The following is a 23235-nucleotide window of genomic DNA, read 5'->3' on the forward strand; positions in this document are numbered from 1 at the left end:
CTTGTTCAAGAGTAGGACTACAGTATTAACCAGTTATTCGAATATTGGTAACCAATTGATTTTATCAGTTTAATAGTTATTCCCTATAAACCATCTAAATAGATTCATAATCAATCTATTAGCGGCTCATAAGGTACTGCTTAGGCGAATCACCAAAGGCTTTTCTAAACATCGCAATAAAATTACTGGGGGTCGAATAGCCTAACTTATCGCTTACATCGCCCACAGAGACTCCTCGCGCCAACATCTCAAGTGCGCAGTTTAGCTTCGCTTGTTGCTGCCATTTTGCAAAGCTTAAACCCGTTTCGGCTCGCATTAAGCGTCGCAGTGTGCGAGAAGAGACAGAGCCAAGCGCTGCCCATTCTTCAACTGTTTTTTGGTTACCCGGGTCATCAAGCAGCGCTTGGGTAACCTTTTGTAATCTGGAATCCTGAGGCATGGGTAAATGGAGTGATTCATGCGGCGTAAGCCTTATTTCATCGACTATCACGGACAGCATTCGCCTGTGTTCCACGGTTAATGGTTCGGCCTTATCCCACCGCTTGCTTCGCTGGGTTAACGCCCTTAATACATCACTAATACCTATGACGCACGGTGAAGCAGGTAACGCCTCACACACATCAGGCGTAAGCAACAACGACCACCCTCGCAATGCACTGCAAAAGTGAACACTGTGCATGGCATCCGGAGGGATCCAACCGGCGCGGTGCGGAGGTAACACCCAAGTGCCTTTCTCGGTTCTTACGTGTATTAAGCCCGACTCAATACATAAAAGCTGTCCACGAAGGTGCTTGTGCCATTGATAAGGGCGTTGATGAGGATTGAAACGCTGTGATGGCTCACGCGTCCATTGTTTAGTGATTAATTCGGGGCCATGCGCCCACTCACTGTAATCCGGCTGAGACGTTATTTGTTTATCCACAATGGCCATTATCCATTATTTATTGTCCAAACACCGTTATCGGTACTTGTTCATCATGCCATAAAATTTGTCTTTCACGATAACGTTAGAGGCTATGGTAATGATTGAACCCTTGTATATTTTTTACTATGTGGCCACCGGTTTAGGTGTGGGTTTCTTAGCGGGTCTGGTAGGTGTAGGCGGCGGAGGTATGACCGTCCCGCTTTTCACCGTGATCTTTACATTACAAGGTATGGACCAAAATAACGTGGTGCATTTAGCGCTCGGATCATCCATGGCAGGCATGATATTCACTACCTTTGGCAGTATGCGCGCTCATTATCAGAAAGCGAATGTAGACATCTCCATGGCCATTAAAATGACCCTAGGTGTATTGGTAGGTACTTTTATTGCTACGTTTTTTGCATCGCTTGTACAAGGAGTTTATCTGGCTATATTTTTTAGCCTATTTATGATGTTTGTCGCCTATAAAATGTTCTTAAACCCCACCTATTCCTCAAACCCTGAACCTCATGGTATCACCGGGAATACGCTAAGCGGGTTAACCATTGGATCAATTTCGGCACTCGTGTCTGTTAGCGGCGCAGGTTTGACCGTGCCCTACTTAATGCATCAAAACTTTACTATTAAAAAAGCGATAGGGACATCAGCTGCCATTGGCTTTCCCGTCGCGCTATCAGGCACATTAGGGTACTTAATGAACGGGTGGGCAAATACAGACTGGGATAATTTTACAGTGGGATATATCTATTTACCGGCCGTCTTTATCTTTGCCTTAAGCAGTTATTTGGCAACCGGTGTAGGGGTTCGATTAGCTTCTCATATGCCGGCTTCAGCGTTAAAAAAAGTTATTGGGATCTTATCTGTGATATTGAGTATCAAAATGCTCATGTCCGTCATGTGATCACGAACCGTCGTAGCTTGAGAGGTGCAAGGTACTCTTTGCCCCCTCAAACGCAGCACATCAAAAACTAGAAACAAGCCCTAAGCATTTACGCCCATACTGCGCCCATGCTTTTCCGTAACTTTTATCACAGGCTGCTACACAGGCGTCAACGCTCGCAAAGGTTCCCAACCCAGAAGAAAACTCATCAAATGGAATCCCTAGTTGTTTACCAACCGCCTGACACAGTCCTTGCATCGAATCAGAGCAGCTACTATCACCGGGGCCTGAGCACGCCTCATCATTGCTAACCAGCCGAACATTGATACAGCCCGCGGTTGTTTTAGTACCAACATTATACGTTTTACAAACCGCGAACTTCTCCTTTTCTACCAGTAACCGACGTTCAGGACTTGATGTTGCCGACGCCTTATCATCAGCCTCAACCGCGTGCTCCTCTTTTACTACCTCGGCTGGTTGAGTCATGCCAGCATCCACTTTGTTATCTTCATTGGAGGCAACAATTTTTGTTTGTGCTGCAGGCTCTACCGACTCAGGCTGTATCGCAGGCGCATCGTTACTTTGTGCCATCGTTGCTAAACGCGGCTCTTGCGGGCTAGGAGCTGAGTCACGCAACATGGCCGCCTCACGCTTTTCGATAGCTACCTCTTGTAAAATAGTATTAGGGTTCTGCTCAATAAATGCCGTGTAAGATGCTTCGGTATCTTCTTGCGTAGCCTCATCCCATGCAGGTTTAATGTGCTCAAAAGCCTCAAATATCGCGATTGTACGATCATACCCCGCTTGCTCGACATCCCAATACCGCTTATCTCTTGCCATCATCAGAGGCGTTTTACCGCTCTCATTTTTTAAAGACGTATCCGCCCCATGAATCAATAATAATTTAACGGCTTCGTCTTTACCTACCGCAGCGGCGGCATGCAGTGGGCTGATAAAATCACTGTCCAATCGGTTACCTAAATTTAGATCCGCCCCCAACGAAATGAGGTATTTCATGGTAGGGATATCACCTTTTCGGGCCGCCATACACAAGGGCGTTCCATGAAAATACACCTGATTAATCCCTTTACCCTCAGCCACCAAGCGCTTAACGCCCACAAGGCTGGGGTTATTCATAATATAGTTTTCGTAACTATTAACAGGGGTAGACGAGCAACCGGCTAGCACTAAAACAGACAAGAGTGCGCTTATAGCCAGCTTGCACCTAACACACAACAAGACCCATACGCGCAACACAGAATTAACTGGCTTCATTCAACGCTCTCCATTCTTCAAAACCACAACAACACTATTTTACTTTAGCATCATATGCTCTCGGTGCTAGTGCCAGCACGAAACGCGGTTGTTTTTATAGCACTCTTGAATTTTTTATTTAAAAAAATGTCATTAATATCAGGTTACAAGAAGACTATTGTTATTAGTCCACCATAAGGAGCAACCCAATGTTTGATGCACAAGCGCTGCTAAACCAATTTTTAGGTGCTAATAGCAACGATAAAATACAAAAAGGCAAAGATTACCTCGCTAAAAACTCAGGAAGCCTAGCGAGCGGAGCTGCCGCAGGTGGCTTAGCTGGGTATTTACTAGGCTCTAAAAAGGGTAAAAAAATAGCCAAGAAAGCGGCCACATACGGCGGTATGGCACTCGTTGCTGGTCTTGCTTATAAAGCGTACACCGGTTATCAACAAAACAAGCAAATGGGTTCTGCCTCCCCTGTAGAGCCCGAGGCTATCCCTGAGCCACCTATGCATTCAGGTTTTCGAATCGAAGACCAAAGCGAGAGCGATAACTTTTGCGCTACCTTAGTCAGCGCCATGATTGCCGCAGCCAAAGCGGATGGGCACATAGACAGCGCCGAGCACCAAGCTATCTTCGCTAAAATCGAAGAGCTGGGTCTGGATAACGACCAAAAAGCATTTTTATTCGACCAACTCAACCGCCCATTGGACATCGATAGCTTAGTAGCCGCTGCTGCAACCAAAGAGCAAGCCGTTGAAGTCTATGTCGCTTCCATTATGGCCATAGAGATCGACTCCCCCGCTGAAAAAGCCTACCTTTCAATGCTAGCCGCACGCTTAGATTTGGAAGAAGAATTGGTAGACCATATTCACTCTACGCTGAGTGAAACGGTGGTGTAATAAGTGGTGTAATAAATAGTTTGCAACATCGGTTAGGGAGTGGCATTAGCAACTTGCACTCCCTTCAAGCACTCAAATATACACCTTCCGCTTCCCGCCTTTTTCATAACAACGTAACCAAGTGTAAGCAGTTGTTTCATATCTGAAAACTAATCGTAAGATCCCCGTAACGCTCCCGTAACGCCAACCTGACAAAGTACCCGCCCTCGAATTACACGTAAACAACCCAGGTCGTGCTACCCCGTTAGGGCATTTGATGTTCTTTATATGGCTTGATTGATAAAGGCATGATCACATATCTCATCAGAAGGTAACTATGAAAACCGATTATAAACGTGCGAAGCAAGCCCTTCAGTACACCACCGTGGTAACCGTCAGTGCCATGATGCTTACTGCTTGCATCAACGATAATGACAGCAATAGTAATAAAGCAGCCTCAAAGCCAACAATGCCGACAGGTTTAGGCTACGAAGCCGACATCGAATTGCCCGTTGTCCAATACCCATTACCAACAAATCAGAACCTTCCTTTAAATGATGGTGATGGCCGCTTCTATCGTGATAACAACCCGCTACTCACAGCACTGGCAGGGATTAACGACATTTGGAAAGGCACCACCGAACAATGGCAAACCACAGCCGGTAGTTACACTGATGAAGATAACGGCTACAAGGCAGGTGACGGCCCCAACCCACACAATGCAGCCAACGGCCAGCCAAGTGACTATGTAACAGAAGGGACTGAAATCGTCGATGCCGCCTCTTGGGAAGCGAACATTAAATACGTTGAAGACGTGACCAGAGAACGTACCGATGACCAAGCTCTGTGGGCTTTTGTCGACGACTACCGTTCTAAAAGCTACAGCACCATTGATGGCTTTGGTCCATTAACCGAAGACTACGCGAACAACTCTGGTGCCTTTGCCGAATCGGCTGCACCCATTTACCTTACAGACGTACTCGACGCAGGCGATGGCATTAATGCTACCGGTTACGCCAAAGGCGACAATGACAGCTACTCTACTTACGGTGGCCAAACGGATACCCCACTCGGTGATGTAGTCAAGTTGGCTCAAGTCTTCCGTGACTCGTATGCATCAACCAGTGGCCCCAAGTATATTTTTGGCACGCCACGCCCATGGCGCATGAACAGCAAGGGTGAAACGAACTTCCAAAGCGTACAAACGCTCAACTGTATCGACGGCTCATCATCCACACGCGAAGTGAAGGAATACCGCATCGATAAATACGAAACCAATGTCAGCGTTGTACCCGGTTTAGACTGTGGCCGCCGCGCTCACTCAAGCAGCCACGAAGCCGATCTGCTATATACCGAAACAACCGAAAACCGTCGTAAAGATAATGGCTACCCTTCTGGCCATACCAATGCGGGTATTCTGGCAGCAACCGCCTACGCTTACGCCAACCCAGAGCGTTTTATCCAACACGTTTTACGTGGCTCACAGCTAGGTGAAAACCGCATCGTAGCGGGAATGCACTCCCCTGCTGATGTCATGGGCGGTCGTATACAAGCCCTTATTGTCGCGTCGTGGGCGCTCAATAACCGCCCAGAAGAAGCGGCAGCGGCACGCGCTAACTTTGTAAACTATTTTGGAGCTAAAGCTTCAGATGCAGGGATGAGCTTGTACGATTACTCAAACCGCGAAGTAACTCAAGGAAGCTTCCGTGACGGTGACGAATTAACGCTTAATGTCTTTAATAACAACTGGTTTGCTGACAAAGCAGACGCAAAAGCACTCCATACGGAACGCATGACCTACGGCTTTCCTCAGACCGGTGACACGACACTAGCCCCTATCGTACCTGAAGGAGCTGAAGCCCTAATCGCCTCTCGCTTTCCTTATCTATCCGATCAGCAACGTCGTGCGGTACTCGCTAGCACCGAGATCGAATCCGGTTATCCGCTGCTAGACGCATCCAACGGGTGGGGTCGAATCAACTTAGCCGTTGCTGGTGACGGTTACGGATCATTTGACGGCGATGTTAATGTATACATGAACGCCGCTGAAGAAGGTTTTAACGCATTAGATAACTGGGGTAATGACATCACAGGAGCCGGCAAACTCACGAAACGAGGTACGGGTACCCTTATGCTCTCGGGTGATAACAGCTACAGCGGCGGCACCATTGTTGAAGCAGGCGTGCTTAGCGCACAATCAACAACCGCGTTTGGGACAGGAACAGTCTACGTTTCAGAAGGTGATGTGAAAGTCGATGCGCAAGGCGCACTGGAAGTAACAGACCTAATGGTAGAAAGCGCTGGCACATTATCGATAGAAATGGATGCGGACAGCACTCAGGTAAACGTTGCTGAAACCGCCTATATCGACGGTGCCACGCTGGTACTCACGTTCAACCAGGCACCAACTGCAGGTACAGAATACACGCTGCTAACAGCCAGTAACATTGGTGGTGAGTTTGCTAATGTTGATGCAGACCAAGTCACAATCAACCTGACTTACAACGACAACAGCATAGTAGCCACAGTGGAATAATCTGAAATAGTAGACCGATCAGAGCTGGGGGAAACTCGGCTCTGATATTTCTTACTCAACCTCCCCCCCTGAGAGCTTAACGATTAATTACTCAGCAAAATTCTACTCATACTAAAATCCTTTTAGTCTATAGCAACGTTAATGTCGCGTTCTGGACTGTACCTTCATAGATTTCAGATGGTAAAAAATTTTAAAATGAACTTTCCATCGCTATTACACATATTAGCGTGACTTAGAGTAACTAAATCAATTTAATGAATATTATAAAAAAGTGTTTTCTACTCCCCTTATGGCTAATCATTGGTACGGTTGCTTATGCATTAGTATGGAGCCGTAACCTAGACTCATTCCCAGAATTCCCTGAATGGGTTGGTACTTGGCTCTTTGGGCTTATAGGCGATAAAACGTCTGCCGAGGGCGCGACTGTTTTTTATATGCTTATTCTATCTTTCGTTATGGTATCTATTTTTACTTTACTGGTTTGGATTGCTATTCGAGCATTTAGGAAAGGTTAAGATAATCAGCCAGCACTAGTTAAAGGTTATAAACTAGTTAACAACGAATACGTTCTGACAATCATGTTATTACTCGTACCAATTATTCAGAATACATATCTGTTGAAATGTATCACTACTAGTATTCGGGGATTAGCATGGTTTTTTAGGGGTGGAGAGACTTCTATAATGTATTTAAAACCGTCAGCTCGATGATCAGCAAAGCGCAGCGGAATCAACTTAGTTTGCACGGGCTAGCAATTCCAGTGCCTCATCAAAAATCTTCTCCACATGCTCCCTGTTCTCTATGTTGTCTGGCAGTGCAGCCCGATCACCCTCCACGCCCGCGATCATTTCCTTAAGCATGCCTGGACGCTCAGCATTTAGACGCTGAAGAAGACCTGTTAAAAGATAAAGAGCCGCATCGGCCTTAGCGTTTTCCATATATTGACCTCAATTCCTATTTCACAGCCCCAAAAGGCTAAATAACAAAATACTGAAATGCTCATTCTGTAGTTACAACGTTATGCTAAAAAGAAAACGCGAGTGCTTTGGGCGAAGCCCAGCAAGTGCTTTTCTATTTGAATATTTTTATTATATCTATTTACTTGACGCTGCTAAGCCAACACCAAAACTAACAAAAACACCGCCGCTTATTTTATTTAGCAGAGAGCTACCTTTCTGAGACGAAAGCTTTGATTTAGCAAAAGACGCGGAAACAGCATAAATGGTATGAATAACAATTACTAAAAAACTAAACGTAACAGCCAATAAAATGAACTGTGGTGTATATTCCTGAGTCAAATCGATAAATTGAGGAAATATTGACATAAAGAAGATAACGGCTTTTGGGTTTGAGACCGAAACCAAAAAACCTTCCATGAAACATTTAAAAAATGATCCTTCTTGCTTTTTAAAGAGATTATTATTAGCAGCCTCACTACGGAACATTTTTATGCCTAGATAAATAAGGTAAGCAGCTCCAACAATTTTAATTATATTAAAAGCAATAGCTGAACTGGCTAATACGATACCTAAACTTGTGGCAGAAATAATCGCTACTAACAAAATTGCTAAAGCAATGCCAAGAATTCCGGCTAATGATTTTAATATTCCCCTTTGAATAGAATTATTTAAAGTTAGCATTACAGCAGGCCCAGGCAAGAGAATGGTAGCAATTGCAACACCTACATATATTAGATAATTTTCCATACACCCTCCTATAGATTTGATGCTTCAACGACCGGCGCTCCGTTCGATGACGAGGGCGCGTAGTTAATTGACTTGTTAAGGGACTTATACCAAAATTAGGTATAAATTGGTATTCTGAAGGTGAAAAATGGCCAAAAACACGAGCATAACCCTTGGTGATTACTTTGATGGCTTCATTGCAAACCAGATAGAGAGTGGTCGCTATAGCTCTGCAAGCGAAGTTATCCGCGCTGGATTGAGAGCACTTGAAGATAGCGAAAGTAAGCTTTCCGCACTGCGTCAAATGCTTACTGACGGCGAAGAAAGTGGGACAACGGAATATAGTTATGACAGCTTTATAGCAGAACTTGATGACGAAAGCGGCCAATGAGTGCATTTACTCTAACCCAGCGAGCCAAAAGCGATTTGAAGGCTATCGCTAAATTTACAGAAAATCACTGGGGACGAGCACACCGTAACATTTACATTAAGCAGTTTGATGAAGCTTTTCATATGCTGGCTGGCTCTCCCTCAATGGGGAAAAACTGTGACTTTATTAAGTTTGGGTACCATAAATTCCCTCAAGGAAGTCACATAATTTTCTACAAAGTAGTACCAAATAGAACCATAGAAATAATACGAATATTACATAAAAATATGGACGTAGCTTCAAGGCTTAGTGACTCATAACGAGACTGTCGGATTAGACATTTAAGACAATAATACTTCACCCCACAGCCCTCCTTGTTAACTATTAATGCCTGCTACCTATGTTTTAGAGGGTATCTGATCCGCAAAACGCAGCGGGATCATCTTAGTTTGCTCGTAATCGTAGTGTTTGAATCGTGCCATCCGTTGCACCTAGCGGGGTAAAGTTTGTTTGGAATAGTTTAACTGAGATTTTGGCGGTAGGTCGAGGGGTGTGGGAGTAATCCAACAGCCTCAACGCCTTACTAATTGGCACATAAATGCTTAGCTAAAATTAGCGACGAAGGAGCACAAGCCAAGCGTTTTGCGTCCTTTTAAGTAACTTGTTATATGCCCGAAAGCTACTTTTTTGAGGTTTTAACTAATAAGTAAACAATACCGCTAGCAAAAAGTGTTGTAATAATTAATATAATCCCCATAGTCGTTAACTTTGACCAGTGTATAGTCCTATCGACTATAGATTCACAAGGCTGTTCAGGGTTTATAAAAACTTTGATGGGTATGTTATGTTCAAAGTTATATACGAAACCGTAAGCTAAATTTCTCAGTTTACTGTCATCTCCACCTTCTATCCATGCCACTTTTCTGCCAATACAGCTTGTATCATTAAAATTATATTTATAAGAAACCTGAGGGGCGTAATAAGTGTATTTGGTTCGACTTGAGGAGTTAGTTGAACCTTGAGTTATTTTAATAGAAGCATTCAACAGATCTGCATCTACTTGAACCCAGCTAATAGATTTAATGTTACCGGATATTGATTTTGTAAAATTTTTTGACATCAAATAAATGAAAAACAACATAGCTATAAGAAAGAAATATAAAATAAACCTAGTCAATTTAGTATTGTCTTTTTGAGTTTTCCTCTTCATATTAATATCCAAATTTGAACAATGATAAACATCTGATTATGGCTTATAACGCATCATTCAGAGGCAAATAATTATTGGCTATAATAACGAATGAAGCGAGTGGTTAATGCGTTTTTAGGTGAATTTTATGATGAATACGGATTTCCTGTTCCTTTGAAAGTAACCACATTATTTGAAATATTAGTTACTACAACTGGGAATGTAAGGTTTGTTTCTTTGCCGCCATCATACAAAATACCAGTAAAAAGTGTTTCCTTTGAATCCATAAGTTGCAAGCCAGCAGTTGGACTAGAAGTAATGAATGTACCCATCACTTGCTTCATTCAACTAACAGTTCGAATAGTTGCCTGCCTTTCATCTTGGATACCATTAATTGATGCTTGCTTTAAATTCATGTGGAACTCCTTATTCACCTAACGCCTCAAGAAGAGGCGCCGGTTACGGCGTCCTTCTTGCTTGATTTGTTAACTCCTGATCTCCAATAGCTCATAAAATATGGAAGATTCATTTGTTAGTGGGTTTTCAGTTTCTGTGACCTGACAATACAATGTTACTTCTTGCTCTAAATGAAGCTCGCTAACCATTGACAGAACGCTTTTAGGGTACAAAATTTTAATAAGCGTACTTTCATCTACCCTAAGTTCGATTCGCTCTCTTTTACTTAAAAGTTCTATTTTTCCGTGAAGAATAACTTTTTCTTGCTCTATGATTTCCGTGACTTCAAGAGCTGAAGTAATAGCTTCTAATGCTTCTTTATTTCCATTCCATCGTAGTACTTCGTCGCCTGAATACTTCCAAGTAAACTCAGCCTCGGCAGAATGCGACCTTATAAGCTTCAAAAACTCACGCAGGCTTTTTGCACTTGAAGGACCTAAAACATTTATGGAAGATAAGAACTCTTCTCCCCGCCCCAATGAAGAAAGAACCATGAATACACGCTCTATGGCTCCTTTGCTGAGACCATCGTCAAGTAAATCTCTGTTTGCTGCGGCGGAAATAATAAACCTTGATGAGCCTGGGAGAAGCCCTGCAAGGCGGAGGTCTAACTCAGAATATAAGTCTTTGGGAACTCGCTTACGGTTTATACCTCCTTGCATCAGGCGAAGTGCCGCATATCCAATGGTCTTTCTTACTTCCTCAGAAAGCTTTGCAACCAAATCAAGAGGGGCGCTGCCTGTTTTCAGGTGAGGCGCCATAATGCGGAAATCAAGCATTTCAAACGCGGGGCTTGTTTCCGAAGTAAGTTCAATTTGAGACAGTTCATCCATGTGGCTTTCAAGGGATCTTGCAGCTAATGTATAGGCAAAATCACCCGACACGCTTTTTGCTTTTGCGAGGTCATGAAGCCCTTTAGCTTGTGATGCTTTTTTTCTTAGCTCGTCACTCATGAGGCCACCATAACACGAGCAATACCTTTAGCTCGTTCATACCTATCGAATCCATACCAACCACGCCAGTAACTACGCATATCTTTATCTTCTGATGGGCAAAATAGTACGTCACATCCGAAGTTATTTTTAACTGTAGCTCTATCCGTTAATACTTGAAACTGCTTCTGTTTTTCTGGAGATAACGCATTAAGGATAGCTGCAGGTGAAAAAATGACTAGATCAATATCGTTTGGATTGATTTTGTTCGTGGTAAAAGATCCATCTATCCATAATTCAATAGGAACGCCGATTTCTGACAAATGATCCACAAAAGAATTTAGCCCATCAATCAGAGGTTTTCTTGTTTCTGAGCTAGGAAAATCCTGCAAGAAATGATTTCCAATTTCACTCAATTCAAAATCATGCAGCCCCGGATCTAATAGTGGCTTTTCTTCCATGCTCGATACTTCCTTTGAGAGTTAACGCCGCCGTAACGGGCCGAAGCTGCGTAGCAGCGAAGGTCCGAGCCCAACGTAGTTGGGCTATACGTTAACGGCTTTGTTATACGGCTATTTAAACATTGTTATAAAGACCAAAGCTGCCAAAACAAAATAGACATTCAGAAAAGACAGCATCATAAGCCTCTTATTTTGAACGTTTTGCTTAACGAGCATTTCTTTCATTTCTTTGATCTCTTTCTTCAAAGAACTAATGCTCACCTCTGTGTTCTTATCCAAGGCAACCTCGATGTTTAATGTCTATCTATTACAGAATGAATTTTGGCGAAATAAATTGTGCCACAGCTTGAACAAAGTGAACCAATGCTTACTACTAGAAATAAAATAATAGCTAAAACAGCATTGCTGTTATTCGGTTCTAAAACAGGCGGCTCCACAACAACCAAAAAAGTTAATAACGCCATCAGGTCAAGTATTAGTGCAGCAATTATATAGGGCCGCCAGCTTGATGCTGCGCCGTTGTACAAATAACCGATTTCAATAGTAATCATGAGCACAAATACAGATATTGCCAAATTATAAAAAGGTGCTGGCAGAACTTCATATACCTTGAAACCTTCAGGAACAACAACGGGGCTCATTACCCAGCTTGCACATAGTGAGCAGAACAGTGGTAATCCTATGGTGGTCAGGAGAAAAACCCACGTTGTGCCATAGGGTAGACTATTTCGCCGTTCCGTCGCATCATCAACAGCAAGCAGTTCTCCATGCCGACTATAGGACACATAAAAATGAACTAAATAGGCAGCAAGCAAAAGTAAGCTAACAGCTCCATCTACGGTAGATTTAAATTCCAATAACCACTCCTTTAGTGACTGGTTCGCAACTCTATATAACGCCTAGCTCACCGGAAAATTAGGAGTGCAGCGAGTAATTTTTCCGAGTGCAGCAACTTGTTATATTTCAATTGTACTGCGCCATAAATGAATCAGAAAAACGCCGCCAAACCGGCATTAGGTTTTCTAAATCCAGTTTATCATCTAGTAATTTAGCTTGACACTTCCAGTGGTCTTTTAGGTGTTCAGGCTTCTTTGGTGTTGGGTATCGCCCGTCCCAAATGACATATTCGGACAAAACTCTAAGTATTTGTTTTTCATCTTTTGATGTAGGTAAGTTTGCTGTATGGGCTAAGGCCACTAAATCATGAGTAGAACTGAAGGTTACATCCGCTCCGACACAGTGTGCTTTAAACAGAAGCTCAAAAGACATCCCCATGAGCATTTTATAAGTTGCCCAGCAATTAACCTCCAAACTCTTATTTTCTTGCATTGCCTTCCACAAGATACGAGCTGAAATTAAGAGGTCGTGTGACTTGTTATGCCAATATGCAGGAGTTTCCTGCCGAGTATCAAATTGAGCTTGATATGGATCCATACTTTAATTTCTCTTTAAGAGCTTGGTTCTGGCTTCGTTAAACTCCTCTTCAGAGATGTGGCCATCTTCTTTGAGCTTCGCCCACTTTGTTAGTTCATCAGCTACAGAGTATTGCTTTAATTTTTCTCCTTTAATTATGTCTACCTCTGACTGAATGCTTTGATTCTTCTCAGATTTAGGTTTTGTTGAAAATATCCCATTAGTCTCTACCCACTCATTATGCTGGCTCAAAGGTTTAAAAAATAGTTGGGATATAAACACCAAGTACAGTATTGGGACCGAAGTGGCAAAAAGGGATTCGTAAAACTCATCATCATATTTTTCCCACGAATACATATCTTCAGTGTACTCGGTAGTTATATGCAGAAAGCCAAAATATATAGAAAATCCACCACAGATTAACAATGCTAAAAATGTGTACCCCCTAAAAACCTTTACAGCCGTTTCAATATGATTGAAATCTTCATTTTTCTTCATCATGAAAATTCCAAAAATCAGGAAAATTGCTGGTATTACACCAACACCAAAAAATATGGAAGGTAAAAAAAGCAGAATGAATATCACAATCTTGCTGTGATCACCGCTCGTTAATGGTTGATTTGTCACCAAACTCTCCTTTTGAAATATAACAGTTTTATTCATGCGCATGCGCGTTTACACCCTGACTCTAAAATCAGGAATCACACTTAACGTATTGTTTAATATTACACAAGTGGAGTTATTCAAAAAGTACGGTTCCCTGTGAACGCGCATGCGCATTATCATTCTTGGTTGTGCGCGTTATATTCCCTGTTGATAACGGTAGCTACTTGATTATGGATGCTTTTTTCGCCTTGTCCAGTGTAAAAGTGCGCACGCGTTAGGATAAAACGCGCACGTTTATAGATACACAAAAAATACACTGTATAAACAGTCATGTTTTAGTCAATGTTATCCACAGCACATATTATCAAACCACGCTTATCCAATGGCACGCATACGGTTTAACTTTTAAGCAGCCGTCTTCATGCTGCAAGGCTTGGTTGTGGAGTAAGTCTTGCCATTGGGTTACATCACTGCCGAGTAACGCTTTTAGCGTGTTTTCGTTCACGCTGCGGAAGGTTTTAGTGAAGTTGTACAGTGCGATGATTTTTTGGCCGCTGGCAGCGACGCGCATGATACCCATTAAGCCTTCTTCCATATCCAATACTAATTGTTCAGCGTCTGGGTGGAATGCGGGTTGTGCGCGGCGGATGCGAATGCGGCGTTGGTATTCGCGCATTAGGATATAGGTGCTGCTTTCGTGTACTTCGAGTAGCGCTTCTAGCTCGTCCATGTCCCATTGGTGGCGGTTGATGGCGCGGGTGGAGCCGGTGACTTCTACACGCTTGTGGTCGTTAGGTGTGCCTAACAATGAATGGATGTAGATGCCTGGCACACCGCGTAAGCAGAGTGCGAAGGTTTGCGATAGCAGGTAACGCGCCGCTTGCCACGGTGCCGATTGGTGGCCGGGGTTTCGGAAGGCGTCGAAGAAGGTCACGTTAATCTCGTACGGGACGTCTTTGCCATCGGTATTACGACGCGTGGATACATAGGCGCCACGCGAGCGCATGTCGTCCATGAGTTGCTTCATTTCTTCTTTAGGTAACAAGCCTTCTAACGGACGCACACCAATACCGTCATGTGAGGCGGTAAAGTTAAAATAGGTGCACCCTTCTGGCGGTGGCGTGAGGTGTTTTAGCCAATCATATAAGTATTGCGTGTTACCGCTGTGAATGGAGTACAGCAAGAGCGGCGGCAAACTAAATTGGTACACCATGTGCGCTTCGTCACCGTGACCAAAGTAGCTAATGTTCTCTTCGTGCGGGACGTTAGTTTCGGTGAGCAGGATGGCTTCTGGGCACATATCATCCAAAATATCGCGCATCAGCTTAACCACTTCGTGGGTTTGCGGCAGATGTAGGCAACTGGTGCCGACTTCTTTCCATAAAAAGGCAATCGCATCTAGCCGTGTAATACGTGAGCCCTTGGCGACATAAAACAGCAGAATGTCGATCATTTCCAACAGTACATTGGGGTTTTTGTAGTTTAAATCCACTTGGTCGGCACTGAACGTCGTCCATACATGGCGAAGGCCGTCATGTGTGGGTATCTCGGTTAACAGCGGCGTGCTTCGTGGACGTACCACTTGGCTCCAATCTTTGGTGTGGTCTTCGTAGATAAAGAAGTCTTTGTACGGATCGCGGTTCCCCCTAAAGTCGGCAAAGTACAAACTCACGCGTGAGCAGTGGTTGAGTACAAAATCAAACATGAGCTCAAAGTTTTCACTGAGGGCGTTAACATCTTCCCATGTGCCTAGATCGGTACGGATGGCGCGATAATCGGCTACTGAGAAACCATCGTCCGAGGTATAAGGAAAGATGGGGAGCAAGTGCAACACGCTAAATGTGTGCTTTAGCCACTTATCGACAAAGACTTTTAGGTTAGCCAGTTCAGCACCGTTGTCTTTACTAGTAATGCTGTCGCCATAAGTAATGAGGACAACATCTTCTTGATCCCATTTTGGCTTAAATCCAGTTTTGGTTAACTGCGCTTTGTAAGGTGCTATGCGCGCTTCTAATTCGGTGAGTAGCGAGTCAGCTTGATCTTCGCCATACAGATAGGCTAAACGGGTACGTATTTTTTGTTCAGCAGTCTGTCCAAGTACGGTCATATTCGCTTCCTTATGCGTCGTTTAGTCAATTACAGCAAAGATCAGACCAACTAAAAAAGCCATTAATTCATTCGGTTATGGCTATAAAAAAGGCAATTAGACCAACTTTGCCTCTTTTACTCTACGCAATTGCTCGTTTGCCCACCAGCTTTAGCACTAAAACAGTGCATTGTGATAATCCACATGACGAGCAAGTCGACATTATCAACACGCACTGAAGCTGTGCGCCGAATCAGGGCAAAGCCTTTCGTTAAGGTGAAAATTACGCCCTAAGTATCAACACTGGATCAGTTAAAAGCCGTCAATAAAATCCAATAACAATCACAAGCCACTGTTTTACAAGCAGTTATCAGGTTTTGCCAAAATTTGATAACCCTCTCATTGCCGACTTCCTTAGAGTATTTAAAGAATACGTTACTGCTAAACGAGACTTGATCTATGAGTGCCACACACGCCGATTTTCAATTTAAGCACACCTTAGGAGCCCGAACGTTCGGCTTTAAGGACTTGGCTGAATTGATGGCGAAAGCGACTCCGGCCCGCTCTGGTGACCGGTTAGCCGGAGTGGCGGCCGAATCCGCCGAAGAGCGCGCCATCGCCCAAATGACATTGGCTGACTTACCGTTAAGCCACTTTTTAAATGACGCATTGATTCCCTATGAAGCAGACGAAATTACCCGTCTGATTATGGATGACCACGACAAACAAGCCTTTGCACCCATTTCCCATTTAACCGTTGGCGGTTTTCGTGATTGGCTGTTAAGCGACATTGCCAGCCCCGATGTGCTAACCCAGATCCGCGCCGGTGTAACGCCTGAAATGGCGGCGGCTGTTAGCAAGATCATGCGTAATCAAGATCTAATCATTGTGGCCAAAAAATGCCACGTAAAAACGGCGTTTCGCAACACGATTGGTCTGCCTGGGCATTTATCAACACGTTTACAACCTAACCATCCAACGGATGATTTAACCGGCATTGCTGCCAGCATGTTAGATGGTTTGCTGTACGCTAATGGTGATGCGGTGATTGGTATCAACCCAGCCACTGACAATGTCGCTCAAGCCACCCGTTTAATTAAAATGATGGACGAGGTGATTCAACATTACGAGATCCCCACCCAATCATGTGTGTTAACTCATGTCACCAATACCATTGAGTGCATCGAGCAAGGTGCGCCCGTTGATTTGGTGTTCCAATCCATTGGCGGCACCCAAGCCACAAACGACAGTTTTGGTTTTAATTTAGCGAATTTAGCCGAAGCTCAAGAAGCAGCGTTGTCACTCAAGCGCGGTACCGTGGGTAACAATGTTATGTATTTTGAGACAGGCCAAGGCAGTGCGCTATCGGCTAATGCGCACCATAATTTGGATCAACAAACCTGCGAAACTCGCGCCTATGCTGTCGCCCGTAAGTTTAACCCGCTTTTAATTAATACCGTGGTGGGCTTTATTGGGCCGGAGTATTTATATGATGGCAAAGAGATTACGCGCGCCGGGCTAGAAGATCACTTTTGCGCCAAATTGCTCGGCTTACCGATGGGCTGCGATGTGTGTTACACCAACCATGCCGAAGCCGATCAAAATGATATGGATAACTTGCTGACACTGTTGGGCGTAGCAGGTTGCACATTTGTGATGGGCATTCCTGGTTCAGACGACATCATGCTGAACTACCAAACCACCTCTTTCCATGATGCACTGTATGCCCGCCGAGCACTGGGCCTAAAGCCCGCACCGGAGTTTGATGCATGGCTGAAAAAGATGGAGATTTTCAAGCAAGGTAATCAGTTCTCGCTTAATTCGTATTTGCCACCCGCCTTTAAAACACCGTTGCAGCGCTTAATTGGGGGGAACCATGGATAAGGTCTCCCCCACTCACCCAATGCCAGATTATAACGACGCCGAACCGACCAACCCTGTTCACGAAAACCCATGGGAGCGCCTCAAAGATTTTACCGATGCGCGCATTGGTTTGGGACGATCAGGGATTAGCGTCCCCACCAAGCATTTACTGGCGTTTCAATTAGCTCATGCGCGTGCTCAAGACGCTGTACACACCCCCTTAGAAACGGAATCGCTCATCAGCAAACTAACGGCCTGTCGTTGGTGCCCTGTCGAAAAACCGATTCGGCTACACAGTAAAGCCGATGACCGAGCTATGTATCTGCAGCGCCCCGACTTTGGACGCTTACTTGATGAGGCCTCTAGAGCTCGACTCATCGAGCATGCACAGCAACAGAATGATGATTATGACCTCGCTATCGTGGTGGTTGATGGTTTATCCGCCTTTGCTATTGAAGAAAATATTCTGCCATTTTTGGATGAACTCATCCCCGCTCTGACTCAGCCCACCAACCAAGAAGCACCTTGGAAACTTGCGCCTATTTGTGTTGTGGAACAAGGGCGTGTCGCCATTGGTGACCCCGTGGGTGAGCTACTTAATGCAAAGTGCGTGTTAGTGCTGGTCGGTGAACGCCCCGGTTTGAGTTCACCGGACAGTCTTGGGCTGTACCTGACTTGGTCGCCTAAATCAGGGCTGACGGATGCATACCGCAATTGTATTTCAAACATACGCCGCGCCGGGCTTAACTACCCAGAAGCAAGCCGCAAGGCTATGTATCTGCTCAATGAAGCACGCACGCGAAAATTGTCGGGCGTTAACCTAAAAGACCGAACCGACGAATCGGTTATTGAGCACCACAACACAAATAACAACTTTCTTATATCAAAAAACTGACCCATAGCGGTTACCACTCACTAAGCATTCGCGCACAGACGTGAAGGTTTTACTATCAGAAGAGGACTTACTATGTCTGAACATTCGTTAGACCAAGCCTATCTAGCCAAGCGCCAGCTCAAACGCGGCACAGCTGGTTGGATGCTACTTGCAGGGCTAGGCGTTTCATACGTTATTTCCGGTGATTTTGCGGGTTGGAACTTTGGCATCGCCGAAGCCGGATGGGGTGGCTTTGCCATCGCGGCTTTATTAATGGGGGTAATGTACTTCACATTAGTACTGGCATTGGCCGAAATGTCGGCAGCTATTCCAGCCGCTGGCGGTGGTTACAGCTTTGCTCGCCAAGCCATGGGACCAACCGGCGGTTACTTGACGGGGTTAGCAGTACTAATTGAATACGCCTTAGCGCCTGCTGCCATTGTTATCTTTATTGGGTCAGCCACCGAAGAGCTCTTGGGCATTAATGGACCTTGGGTTTATGCCATGTTCTATCTTGTCTTTATCGGTATTCATTTAGCCGGTGTTGGTGAGGCCTTAAAAGTCATGATGGTAATCAGCGGACTGGCTGTGTTTGCCATTATTGCGACGGCTATCGCATTAATTGGTGATTTTGATACATCACGTTTATTTGATATTGCACCCACCGATGCGGCAGGTGCTAGCGAGTTTATGCCGATGGGCTGGTATGGTGTATGGGCAGCGCTCCCGTTTGGCATGTGGTTATTCTTGGCGGTTGAAGGTGTTCCCTTGGCTGCAGAAGAGGCAAAAGACCCAGCCCGTGACGTGCCTAAAGGCATTATCGGCGCCATGATCTTTTTGGTATTCACTGCTGTATTAGTGGTGTTTTTACTGGCCGGTGCAGCCGGAGCCGATGCGATGGGGAAAAGCGCTGTGCCTTTGGTAGATGCCTTAAACGCTACAGGTAACCCAACGCTAGCGACCTTGGTTAACGTTTTAGGCTTAGCGGGTTTAATTGCGTCTTTCTTCTCGATTATATACGGCTACAGCCGTCTTGTTTTCGCGCTATCACGTGCGGGTTATTTACCTAAGAGCTTATCGCTAACCAGTGAGCGTAAAGTACCCGCGCGAGCGTTAATCATCCCTGGTGTTTTTGGCTTTTTAGTATCACTGACCGGCGAAGGCGACCTCATCTTAGCGATGGCTGTTGTTGGTGCGACAGTTTCGTATGCACTGATGGCCCTGAGCCACATCATGCTGCGCATAAAGCAACCAGATATGCCACGCCCTTATAAAACGCCTGGCGGTATCTTTACATCGAGCATTGCTTTGGTGCTTTCTTTAGTGGCACTTACCGGCGTGTACGCATTTGATCCTCGTGCTTTTTACTACACCTTATTACTCTTTGTCGTCGGTGCGGCTTACTTCTTGTTGTACAGCAAAAACCATTTGGTCGCTAAAACACCTGAAGAAGAGTTCGACATGCTAGCGCAAGCAGAAAGTGATCTCAGCGCGGCGTAACTATTAATTAGCCCTCCTTAAAACGCCACCTTTGTTTATTTAGGCAAGACCGAATAGTCTAGGTAAGCAAAGTAGTGGCGTTTGCTAGTAACAGCCAACAACAGGAATGTTTTTTGCACGTATTAACCTATTAGTTTTGTCTTAACTATTTGATTAAAGAAAAAATAAAAATAACTTAACTTTCAATCACTTAAACAAAAAACCATTGATTGGTTTTTATAACATCTAGGTTTGTACCATGATTTATCACCCAAACGCGCAAATCGCACCCCAAAAGTGCATCCCTTTGTCCATTGCAGAAGCGATGGATGCCGATGAACATGCTCACAATCTGACCGATTGGCAACAAGAGTACGATCAAATAGGCAGTGGGAGCTTTTACGGGAAGATAAGTGAATTGCCGTTAGGAAACCTACAAGTATTCCATGAGCATACCAACCAAGCTTTACATCAGAAGTGCAACGTGTGGCCGGATAGTATTTGGCTCGGTTTACCGGTTGATTCAACGTCAGAGAGCCGCATCAATGGCTTAGCGCTTAATCATAACGATATTATGTGTCGACCCGGTAACTGTGAATTTGAATTAATGACACCGGATAACTTTGGTATTTTCGGCATGGTTGTTAGTTACCACGCTTTACAAACAATGGCCGATATCCAAGACACGCATATCCATTGGTCCCACCTAACGCATCACGACCGACTCTGCGTGCCAGACAAAACACTCACTGCGCTACGCTTTTTACTGAACCGTTTACTCAGCCAGCAAACAAACGAACATCAATCGCGATTACAATATGACATTGTCATGATGGCATTGTTAGAAATTTTGAAAAAAGAAAGCCCAAATGATCAGGTCACACCCAGCTATCACCGCCGCAAGTTGGTTGTCGACCAAGTACGAGAATATCTAGCACAGCTTCCTGATAAAGCCGTCACCATTACTGAACTGTGTGAACACACCAATGTGAGCCGTCGAACTTTGCAGTACAGCTTTGAAAGTATAATCGGTATTAGCCCAGTTCATTATTTGCGCATGAGCCGTTTAAACAGCGTTAGACGCGCACTCAGTTTAGCCTCTAGCGACCAGCAATCTGTAGCGAATATTGCAAGCTATTGGGGCTTTTGGCATTTAAGCCAGTTCGCAAAAGACTACCGAGAACTTTTTGGCGAAAAGCCCTCGGACACACTACTACGCTCTCCTTTGCTGTGATTACCCTGCAAATATTAGTCAGATACCACTTGGCCACGATACCGGCGCGAGTGGCTTTTGGGGCGAACCGGGCTTTCTTCTAATACTCTTTGCCCACGGTATATGCGTTCAGATTTAGGCTTTGTATTTTCTTGGCTATTTTCTTCATCTTCAGCTGTGGGGTAATCAATCACGGGGGTAGCTTCAGGCTCAACCTCCGCAATGAAACCCAGCGATTCCAGCAGCGCATCACCTTCGGCTTCATCAAGCACATACAACAATGGGTACTGTAAGTTACTTGAGAATGAAAACCGTAACTCGCTAGTGCGTGCCAGTTCGCTTAATTTAGCAATCGCGCTTTCATTCACTAAACCAGAGTAAGCGACTCCTACAAGGCGGCCGTAATTTATAACAACCTGCCCCGCTTTATTTTCACTGGTGGCTATAAATAAGGTGCCTGTCTTTTTCTCTTTACAGTTTTCAAATAACGGCATCCAAGCGTTTTGTATAGTCTTTATAGATTTAGCATCAGCTGTGGTGTCCGCTGTGGGTACTTCATTCTGTAGTGGGCTCGATAACTTATCGACCGGCATACGAAAATCCTCTTAGAGTAAGGTCCGGGCTATTCGTCACTTGTGTCTCTAATTGCATGCAATTAATAAACCAATGCTTTAATAAAACCGTTTCATCTCACCGGACCTCACTTTTTTGTGCCGTGTACTTTTTTCAATCCAGCCTGTTGTAAGTACCTAAAGGCTACGCCTAAGAAGGTTGCTAACCCCTCAAAAAAATTGATTTAAGCAATGTAAATCAGCCACTTAAATAAGTTGGCACAAGTATCGCTACACCTTACTCAATTAACAGATTAGGAGAATGATCATGTTAGGTTGGGCATTAGTATTTTTTATCGTTGCAGTTATCGCCGCTGCCTTAGGATTTGGTGGAATTGCAGGCGCAGCAACAGGGATTGCACAAATATTGTTCTTTATCTTTTTAGTGCTACTTGTTGTGTCCATTGTGATGCACCTAATTAAAGGTCGATCACCCCGCGTATAGGCTAACGGGAGCAGATAAGACCACCATTACATTTAACTCGGTATGTTAAGGAGAAGGATATGAATACTGATATTTTAGAAGGCAAATGGAAACAAACCAAAGGTGAAATCAAAGCCAAATGGGGCAAACTTACCGATGATGAAATAGATGTTGCCAAAGGTAATACTGAGAAGTTCCTCGGAATCATGCAGGAAAAATACGGTATGGAACGAGACGAAGCACAAAAAGAGCTGGACAAAATAACGCGGTAATTAAGCGCCCCACTCCCTTAAAAGCACTCATCTGAGTGCTTTTTTTATGCGCTATTTTTAAAAATCTATTCATGAAAAGAATGCAAAACCCTCGGAAAAAACTACATGCAACACATGTAGTAAATAATTAAAAAATCCTCAAATATTTACATAAACTACTGATTAATAACAATTTATTAAAAATGGCACAGTAATCGCTATCTTTACAGTAACTTTCACTAAAGGAGAATTTTCAAATGAATACTAAAAAAGCATTGATCACTGCCATGACTGTAACTGCATTGAGCGCTGCTCCTGTATTTGCTGCTGAAAACACCTGGAAAGGCGAAGCAAACGATGCATGGATAGACGGAAAGCTTGAAACCGCATTAATGTTGAATGGTGAACTCAACAACTTCGAAATCGACACTCAGGTCAATAAAGGTATGGTTACATTGACTGGCGATGTTAACAGCGAAACAGAAAAAGACCTTGCAGGCCAAATCGCTCAAAACATCGAAGGGGTTGGCGATGTTAAAAACGAGCTAATGATAAATCCTGATCATAAGTCTGATATGGAAACCGCCGGTAGCAGCTTTGCTCGCTCGTGGCATGACATGACCATTACTGCTGGGCTTAACATGGAATTTGCTGCCAATGACGACTTAGAGGCAACCGAAATCGATGTTGATACCGATAAAGGAGTTGTCACCTTACAAGGTAAAGTGAAGAGCGACGCAGCTAAAGACTTAGCCGTAGAAATGGCCAAAGGGTATGACAATGTTGTATCTGTGGAAGATAACTTAACTGTAGTGCAGTAACGCACTCATGATGTACGACTTG

Annotated in this window: 26 protein-coding genes; 13 read left to right on the forward strand and 13 right to left on the reverse strand. The window is 44.3% G+C overall.

Features of this window, described 5'->3' with window-relative positions:
* Positions 1 to 118: 118 nt before the first annotated feature.
* Positions 119 to 922, reverse strand: coding sequence for an AraC family transcriptional regulator (locus tag BS617_RS09375; protein ID WP_212667421.1), 804 nt, complete (start codon positions 920 to 922; stop codon positions 119 to 121).
* A 100-nt stretch (positions 923 to 1022) separates the two neighbouring features.
* Here BS617_RS09375 and BS617_RS09380 point away from each other — a divergent pair, with 100 nt between their 5' ends.
* The gene (locus BS617_RS09380) at positions 1023 to 1826 is read left to right on the forward strand and encodes a sulfite exporter TauE/SafE family protein (protein ID WP_075172557.1); all 804 of its coding nucleotides are present in this window, start codon (positions 1023 to 1025) and stop codon (positions 1824 to 1826) included.
* 60 nt (positions 1827 to 1886) lie between these two features.
* Here the strand turns inward: BS617_RS09380 and BS617_RS09385 are convergent, their stop codons facing one another.
* Positions 1887 to 3080 (reverse strand): ankyrin repeat domain-containing protein, encoded by a 1194-nt coding sequence (locus BS617_RS09385; RefSeq protein WP_075172558.1) that lies wholly within the window; start codon positions 3078 to 3080, stop codon positions 1887 to 1889.
* Positions 3081 to 3268: 188 nt separating this feature from the next.
* Between BS617_RS09385 and BS617_RS09390 the strand changes: the two genes are divergently transcribed.
* From BS617_RS09390 to BS617_RS09400, 3 genes are all read left to right on the forward strand, one after another.
* On the forward strand, positions 3269 to 3964 hold the full coding sequence (locus BS617_RS09390) for a tellurite resistance TerB family protein (RefSeq protein WP_075172559.1): 696 nt from the start codon (positions 3269 to 3271) through the stop codon (positions 3962 to 3964).
* Between the two features lie 316 nt (positions 3965 to 4280).
* Positions 4281 to 6479 (forward strand): autotransporter-associated beta strand repeat-containing protein, encoded by a 2199-nt coding sequence (locus BS617_RS09395; RefSeq protein WP_075172560.1) that lies wholly within the window; start codon positions 4281 to 4283, stop codon positions 6477 to 6479.
* Between the two features lie 254 nt (positions 6480 to 6733).
* Positions 6734 to 6994, forward strand: coding sequence for a hypothetical protein (locus BS617_RS09400; protein ID WP_075172561.1), 261 nt, complete (start codon positions 6734 to 6736; stop codon positions 6992 to 6994).
* A 219-nt stretch (positions 6995 to 7213) separates the two neighbouring features.
* Here BS617_RS09400 and BS617_RS09405 read toward each other — a convergent pair whose 3' ends face one another.
* Together BS617_RS09405 and BS617_RS09410 are read right to left on the reverse strand one after the other, a co-directional pair.
* Complete coding sequence (locus BS617_RS09405) at positions 7214 to 7417, reverse strand: hypothetical protein (RefSeq protein WP_075172562.1); 204 nt, start codon at positions 7415 to 7417, stop codon at positions 7214 to 7216.
* Between the two features lie 156 nt (positions 7418 to 7573).
* Positions 7574 to 8185 carry a LysE family translocator gene (locus tag BS617_RS09410; protein ID WP_075172563.1) on the reverse strand — a complete coding sequence of 204 codons (612 nt, stop codon included), beginning with the start codon at positions 8183 to 8185 and terminating at the stop codon, positions 7574 to 7576.
* A 127-nt stretch (positions 8186 to 8312) separates the two neighbouring features.
* On the opposite strand from BS617_RS09410, the gene BS617_RS09415 reads away from it, so the two are divergent.
* Positions 8313 to 8555, forward strand: coding sequence for a type II toxin-antitoxin system ParD family antitoxin (locus BS617_RS09415; protein ID WP_075172564.1), 243 nt, complete (start codon positions 8313 to 8315; stop codon positions 8553 to 8555).
* Positions 8552 to 8854 carry a type II toxin-antitoxin system RelE/ParE family toxin gene (locus BS617_RS18575; RefSeq protein WP_075172565.1) on the forward strand — a complete coding sequence of 101 codons (303 nt, stop codon included), beginning with the start codon at positions 8552 to 8554 and terminating at the stop codon, positions 8852 to 8854. The genes BS617_RS09415 and BS617_RS18575 overlap by 4 nt, the downstream gene beginning before the upstream one ends.
* A 359-nt stretch (positions 8855 to 9213) precedes the next feature.
* Here BS617_RS18575 and BS617_RS09425 read toward each other — a convergent pair whose 3' ends face one another.
* From BS617_RS09425 to BS617_RS09460, 8 genes are all read right to left on the reverse strand, one after another.
* Entirely contained in the window at positions 9214 to 9744 is a 531-nt protein-coding gene (locus tag BS617_RS09425) for a DUF3592 domain-containing protein (RefSeq protein ID WP_075172566.1), read from the reverse strand.
* A gap of 125 nt (positions 9745 to 9869) precedes the next feature.
* Positions 9870 to 10067, reverse strand: a complete 198-nt coding sequence (locus BS617_RS09430) for a hypothetical protein (RefSeq protein ID WP_075172567.1) — start codon at positions 10065 to 10067, stop codon at positions 9870 to 9872.
* Positions 10068 to 10208: 141 nt separating this feature from the next.
* Positions 10209 to 11132, reverse strand: a complete 924-nt coding sequence (locus BS617_RS09435; protein WP_075172568.1) for a hypothetical protein — start codon at positions 11130 to 11132, stop codon at positions 10209 to 10211.
* Positions 11129 to 11572, reverse strand: a complete 444-nt coding sequence (locus BS617_RS09440) for a DUF6932 family protein (protein ID WP_083609985.1) — start codon at positions 11570 to 11572, stop codon at positions 11129 to 11131. The genes BS617_RS09435 and BS617_RS09440 overlap by 4 nt, the downstream gene beginning before the upstream one ends.
* A 293-nt stretch (positions 11573 to 11865) precedes the next feature.
* Entirely contained in the window at positions 11866 to 12429 is a 564-nt protein-coding gene (locus BS617_RS09445) for a hypothetical protein (RefSeq protein WP_075172569.1), read from the reverse strand.
* Between the two features lie 106 nt (positions 12430 to 12535).
* Positions 12536 to 13006 carry a HEPN domain-containing protein gene (locus tag BS617_RS09450; RefSeq protein WP_075172570.1) on the reverse strand — a complete coding sequence of 157 codons (471 nt, stop codon included), beginning with the start codon at positions 13004 to 13006 and terminating at the stop codon, positions 12536 to 12538.
* Between the two features lie 3 nt (positions 13007 to 13009).
* Positions 13010 to 13654: an SHOCT domain-containing protein gene (locus BS617_RS09455; RefSeq protein ID WP_212667422.1), complete on the reverse strand. Its 645-nt coding sequence runs from the start codon at positions 13652 to 13654 to the stop codon at positions 13010 to 13012.
* 301 nt (positions 13655 to 13955) lie between these two features.
* A complete protein-coding gene (locus BS617_RS09460) occupies positions 13956 to 15698 on the reverse strand; it encodes a sugar phosphorylase (RefSeq protein WP_075172571.1) in 1743 nt (580 codons plus the stop codon).
* A gap of 438 nt (positions 15699 to 16136) precedes the next feature.
* Here BS617_RS09460 and BS617_RS09465 point away from each other — a divergent pair, with 438 nt between their 5' ends.
* From BS617_RS09465 to BS617_RS09480, 4 genes are all read left to right on the forward strand, one after another.
* A complete protein-coding gene (locus tag BS617_RS09465; RefSeq protein WP_075172572.1) occupies positions 16137 to 17561 on the forward strand; it encodes an ethanolamine ammonia-lyase subunit EutB in 1425 nt (474 codons plus the stop codon).
* Entirely contained in the window at positions 17554 to 18435 is an 882-nt protein-coding gene (eutC, locus tag BS617_RS09470; RefSeq protein ID WP_246283239.1) for an ethanolamine ammonia-lyase subunit EutC, read from the forward strand. The genes BS617_RS09465 and eutC overlap by 8 nt, the downstream gene beginning before the upstream one ends.
* Positions 18436 to 18507: 72 nt before the next feature.
* The gene (gene eat, locus BS617_RS09475; protein ID WP_075172573.1) at positions 18508 to 19914 is read left to right on the forward strand and encodes an ethanolamine permease; all 1407 of its coding nucleotides are present in this window, start codon (positions 18508 to 18510) and stop codon (positions 19912 to 19914) included.
* 238 nt (positions 19915 to 20152) lie between these two features.
* Positions 20153 to 21127 (forward strand): helix-turn-helix domain-containing protein, encoded by a 975-nt coding sequence (locus BS617_RS09480; protein WP_075172574.1) that lies wholly within the window; start codon positions 20153 to 20155, stop codon positions 21125 to 21127.
* A gap of 14 nt (positions 21128 to 21141) precedes the next feature.
* Here the strand turns inward: BS617_RS09480 and BS617_RS09485 are convergent, their stop codons facing one another.
* Complete coding sequence (locus BS617_RS09485; RefSeq protein WP_075172575.1) at positions 21142 to 21699, reverse strand: hypothetical protein; 558 nt, start codon at positions 21697 to 21699, stop codon at positions 21142 to 21144.
* 286 nt (positions 21700 to 21985) lie between these two features.
* Here BS617_RS09485 and BS617_RS09490 point away from each other — a divergent pair, with 286 nt between their 5' ends.
* From BS617_RS09490 to BS617_RS09500, 3 genes are all read left to right on the forward strand, one after another.
* Positions 21986 to 22162, forward strand: a complete 177-nt coding sequence (locus tag BS617_RS09490) for a DUF1328 domain-containing protein (protein ID WP_075172576.1) — start codon at positions 21986 to 21988, stop codon at positions 22160 to 22162.
* Positions 22163 to 22221: 59 nt separating this feature from the next.
* A complete protein-coding gene (locus BS617_RS09495; protein WP_075172577.1) occupies positions 22222 to 22413 on the forward strand; it encodes a CsbD family protein in 192 nt (63 codons plus the stop codon).
* A 236-nt stretch (positions 22414 to 22649) separates the two neighbouring features.
* Positions 22650 to 23213: a BON domain-containing protein gene (locus BS617_RS09500; RefSeq protein ID WP_075172578.1), complete on the forward strand. Its 564-nt coding sequence runs from the start codon at positions 22650 to 22652 to the stop codon at positions 23211 to 23213.
* Positions 23214 to 23235: the final 22 nt, after the last annotated feature.

It is taken from the genome of Neptunomonas phycophila (assembly GCF_001922575.1).
Classification (GTDB): Bacteria; Pseudomonadota; Gammaproteobacteria; order Pseudomonadales; family Balneatricaceae; genus Neptunomonas; species Neptunomonas phycophila.

Coding starts and splice junctions, on each gene's coding strand:
- BS617_RS09380 (WP_075172557.1), top strand. CDS start 1,023: ATGATTGAACCCTTGTATATTTTTTACTATGTGGCCACCGGTTTAGGT.
- BS617_RS09385 (WP_075172558.1), bottom strand. CDS start 3,080: ATGAAGCCAGTTAATTCTGTGTTGCGCGTATGGGTCTTGTTGTGTGTT.
- BS617_RS09390 (WP_075172559.1), top strand. CDS start 3,269: ATGTTTGATGCACAAGCGCTGCTAAACCAATTTTTAGGTGCTAATAGC.
- BS617_RS09395 (WP_075172560.1), top strand. CDS start 4,281: ATGAAAACCGATTATAAACGTGCGAAGCAAGCCCTTCAGTACACCACC.
- BS617_RS09400 (WP_075172561.1), top strand. CDS start 6,734: ATGAATATTATAAAAAAGTGTTTTCTACTCCCCTTATGGCTAATCATT.
- BS617_RS09405 (WP_075172562.1), bottom strand. CDS start 7,417: ATGGAAAACGCTAAGGCCGATGCGGCTCTTTATCTTTTAACAGGTCTT.
- BS617_RS09410 (WP_075172563.1), bottom strand. CDS start 8,185: ATGGAAAATTATCTAATATATGTAGGTGTTGCAATTGCTACCATTCTC.
- BS617_RS09415 (WP_075172564.1), top strand. CDS start 8,313: ATGGCCAAAAACACGAGCATAACCCTTGGTGATTACTTTGATGGCTTC.
- BS617_RS18575 (WP_075172565.1), top strand. CDS start 8,552: ATGAGTGCATTTACTCTAACCCAGCGAGCCAAAAGCGATTTGAAGGCT.
- BS617_RS09425 (WP_075172566.1), bottom strand. CDS start 9,744: ATGAAGAGGAAAACTCAAAAAGACAATACTAAATTGACTAGGTTTATT.
- BS617_RS09430 (WP_075172567.1), bottom strand. CDS start 10,067: ATGAAGCAAGTGATGGGTACATTCATTACTTCTAGTCCAACTGCTGGC.
- BS617_RS09435 (WP_075172568.1), bottom strand. CDS start 11,132: ATGAGTGACGAGCTAAGAAAAAAAGCATCACAAGCTAAAGGGCTTCAT.
- BS617_RS09440 (WP_083609985.1), bottom strand. CDS start 11,572: ATGGAAGAAAAGCCACTATTAGATCCGGGGCTGCATGATTTTGAATTG.
- BS617_RS09450 (WP_075172570.1), bottom strand. CDS start 13,006: ATGGATCCATATCAAGCTCAATTTGATACTCGGCAGGAAACTCCTGCA.
- BS617_RS09455 (WP_212667422.1), bottom strand. CDS start 13,654: ATGCGCATGAATAAAACTGTTATATTTCAAAAGGAGAGTTTGGTGACA.
- BS617_RS09460 (WP_075172571.1), bottom strand. CDS start 15,698: ATGACCGTACTTGGACAGACTGCTGAACAAAAAATACGTACCCGTTTA.
- BS617_RS09465 (WP_075172572.1), top strand. CDS start 16,137: ATGAGTGCCACACACGCCGATTTTCAATTTAAGCACACCTTAGGAGCC.
- eutC (WP_246283239.1), top strand. CDS start 17,554: ATGGATAAGGTCTCCCCCACTCACCCAATGCCAGATTATAACGACGCC.
- eat (WP_075172573.1), top strand. CDS start 18,508: ATGTCTGAACATTCGTTAGACCAAGCCTATCTAGCCAAGCGCCAGCTC.
- BS617_RS09480 (WP_075172574.1), top strand. CDS start 20,153: ATGATTTATCACCCAAACGCGCAAATCGCACCCCAAAAGTGCATCCCT.
- BS617_RS09485 (WP_075172575.1), bottom strand. CDS start 21,699: ATGCCGGTCGATAAGTTATCGAGCCCACTACAGAATGAAGTACCCACA.
- BS617_RS09490 (WP_075172576.1), top strand. CDS start 21,986: ATGTTAGGTTGGGCATTAGTATTTTTTATCGTTGCAGTTATCGCCGCT.
- BS617_RS09495 (WP_075172577.1), top strand. CDS start 22,222: ATGAATACTGATATTTTAGAAGGCAAATGGAAACAAACCAAAGGTGAA.
- BS617_RS09500 (WP_075172578.1), top strand. CDS start 22,650: ATGAATACTAAAAAAGCATTGATCACTGCCATGACTGTAACTGCATTG.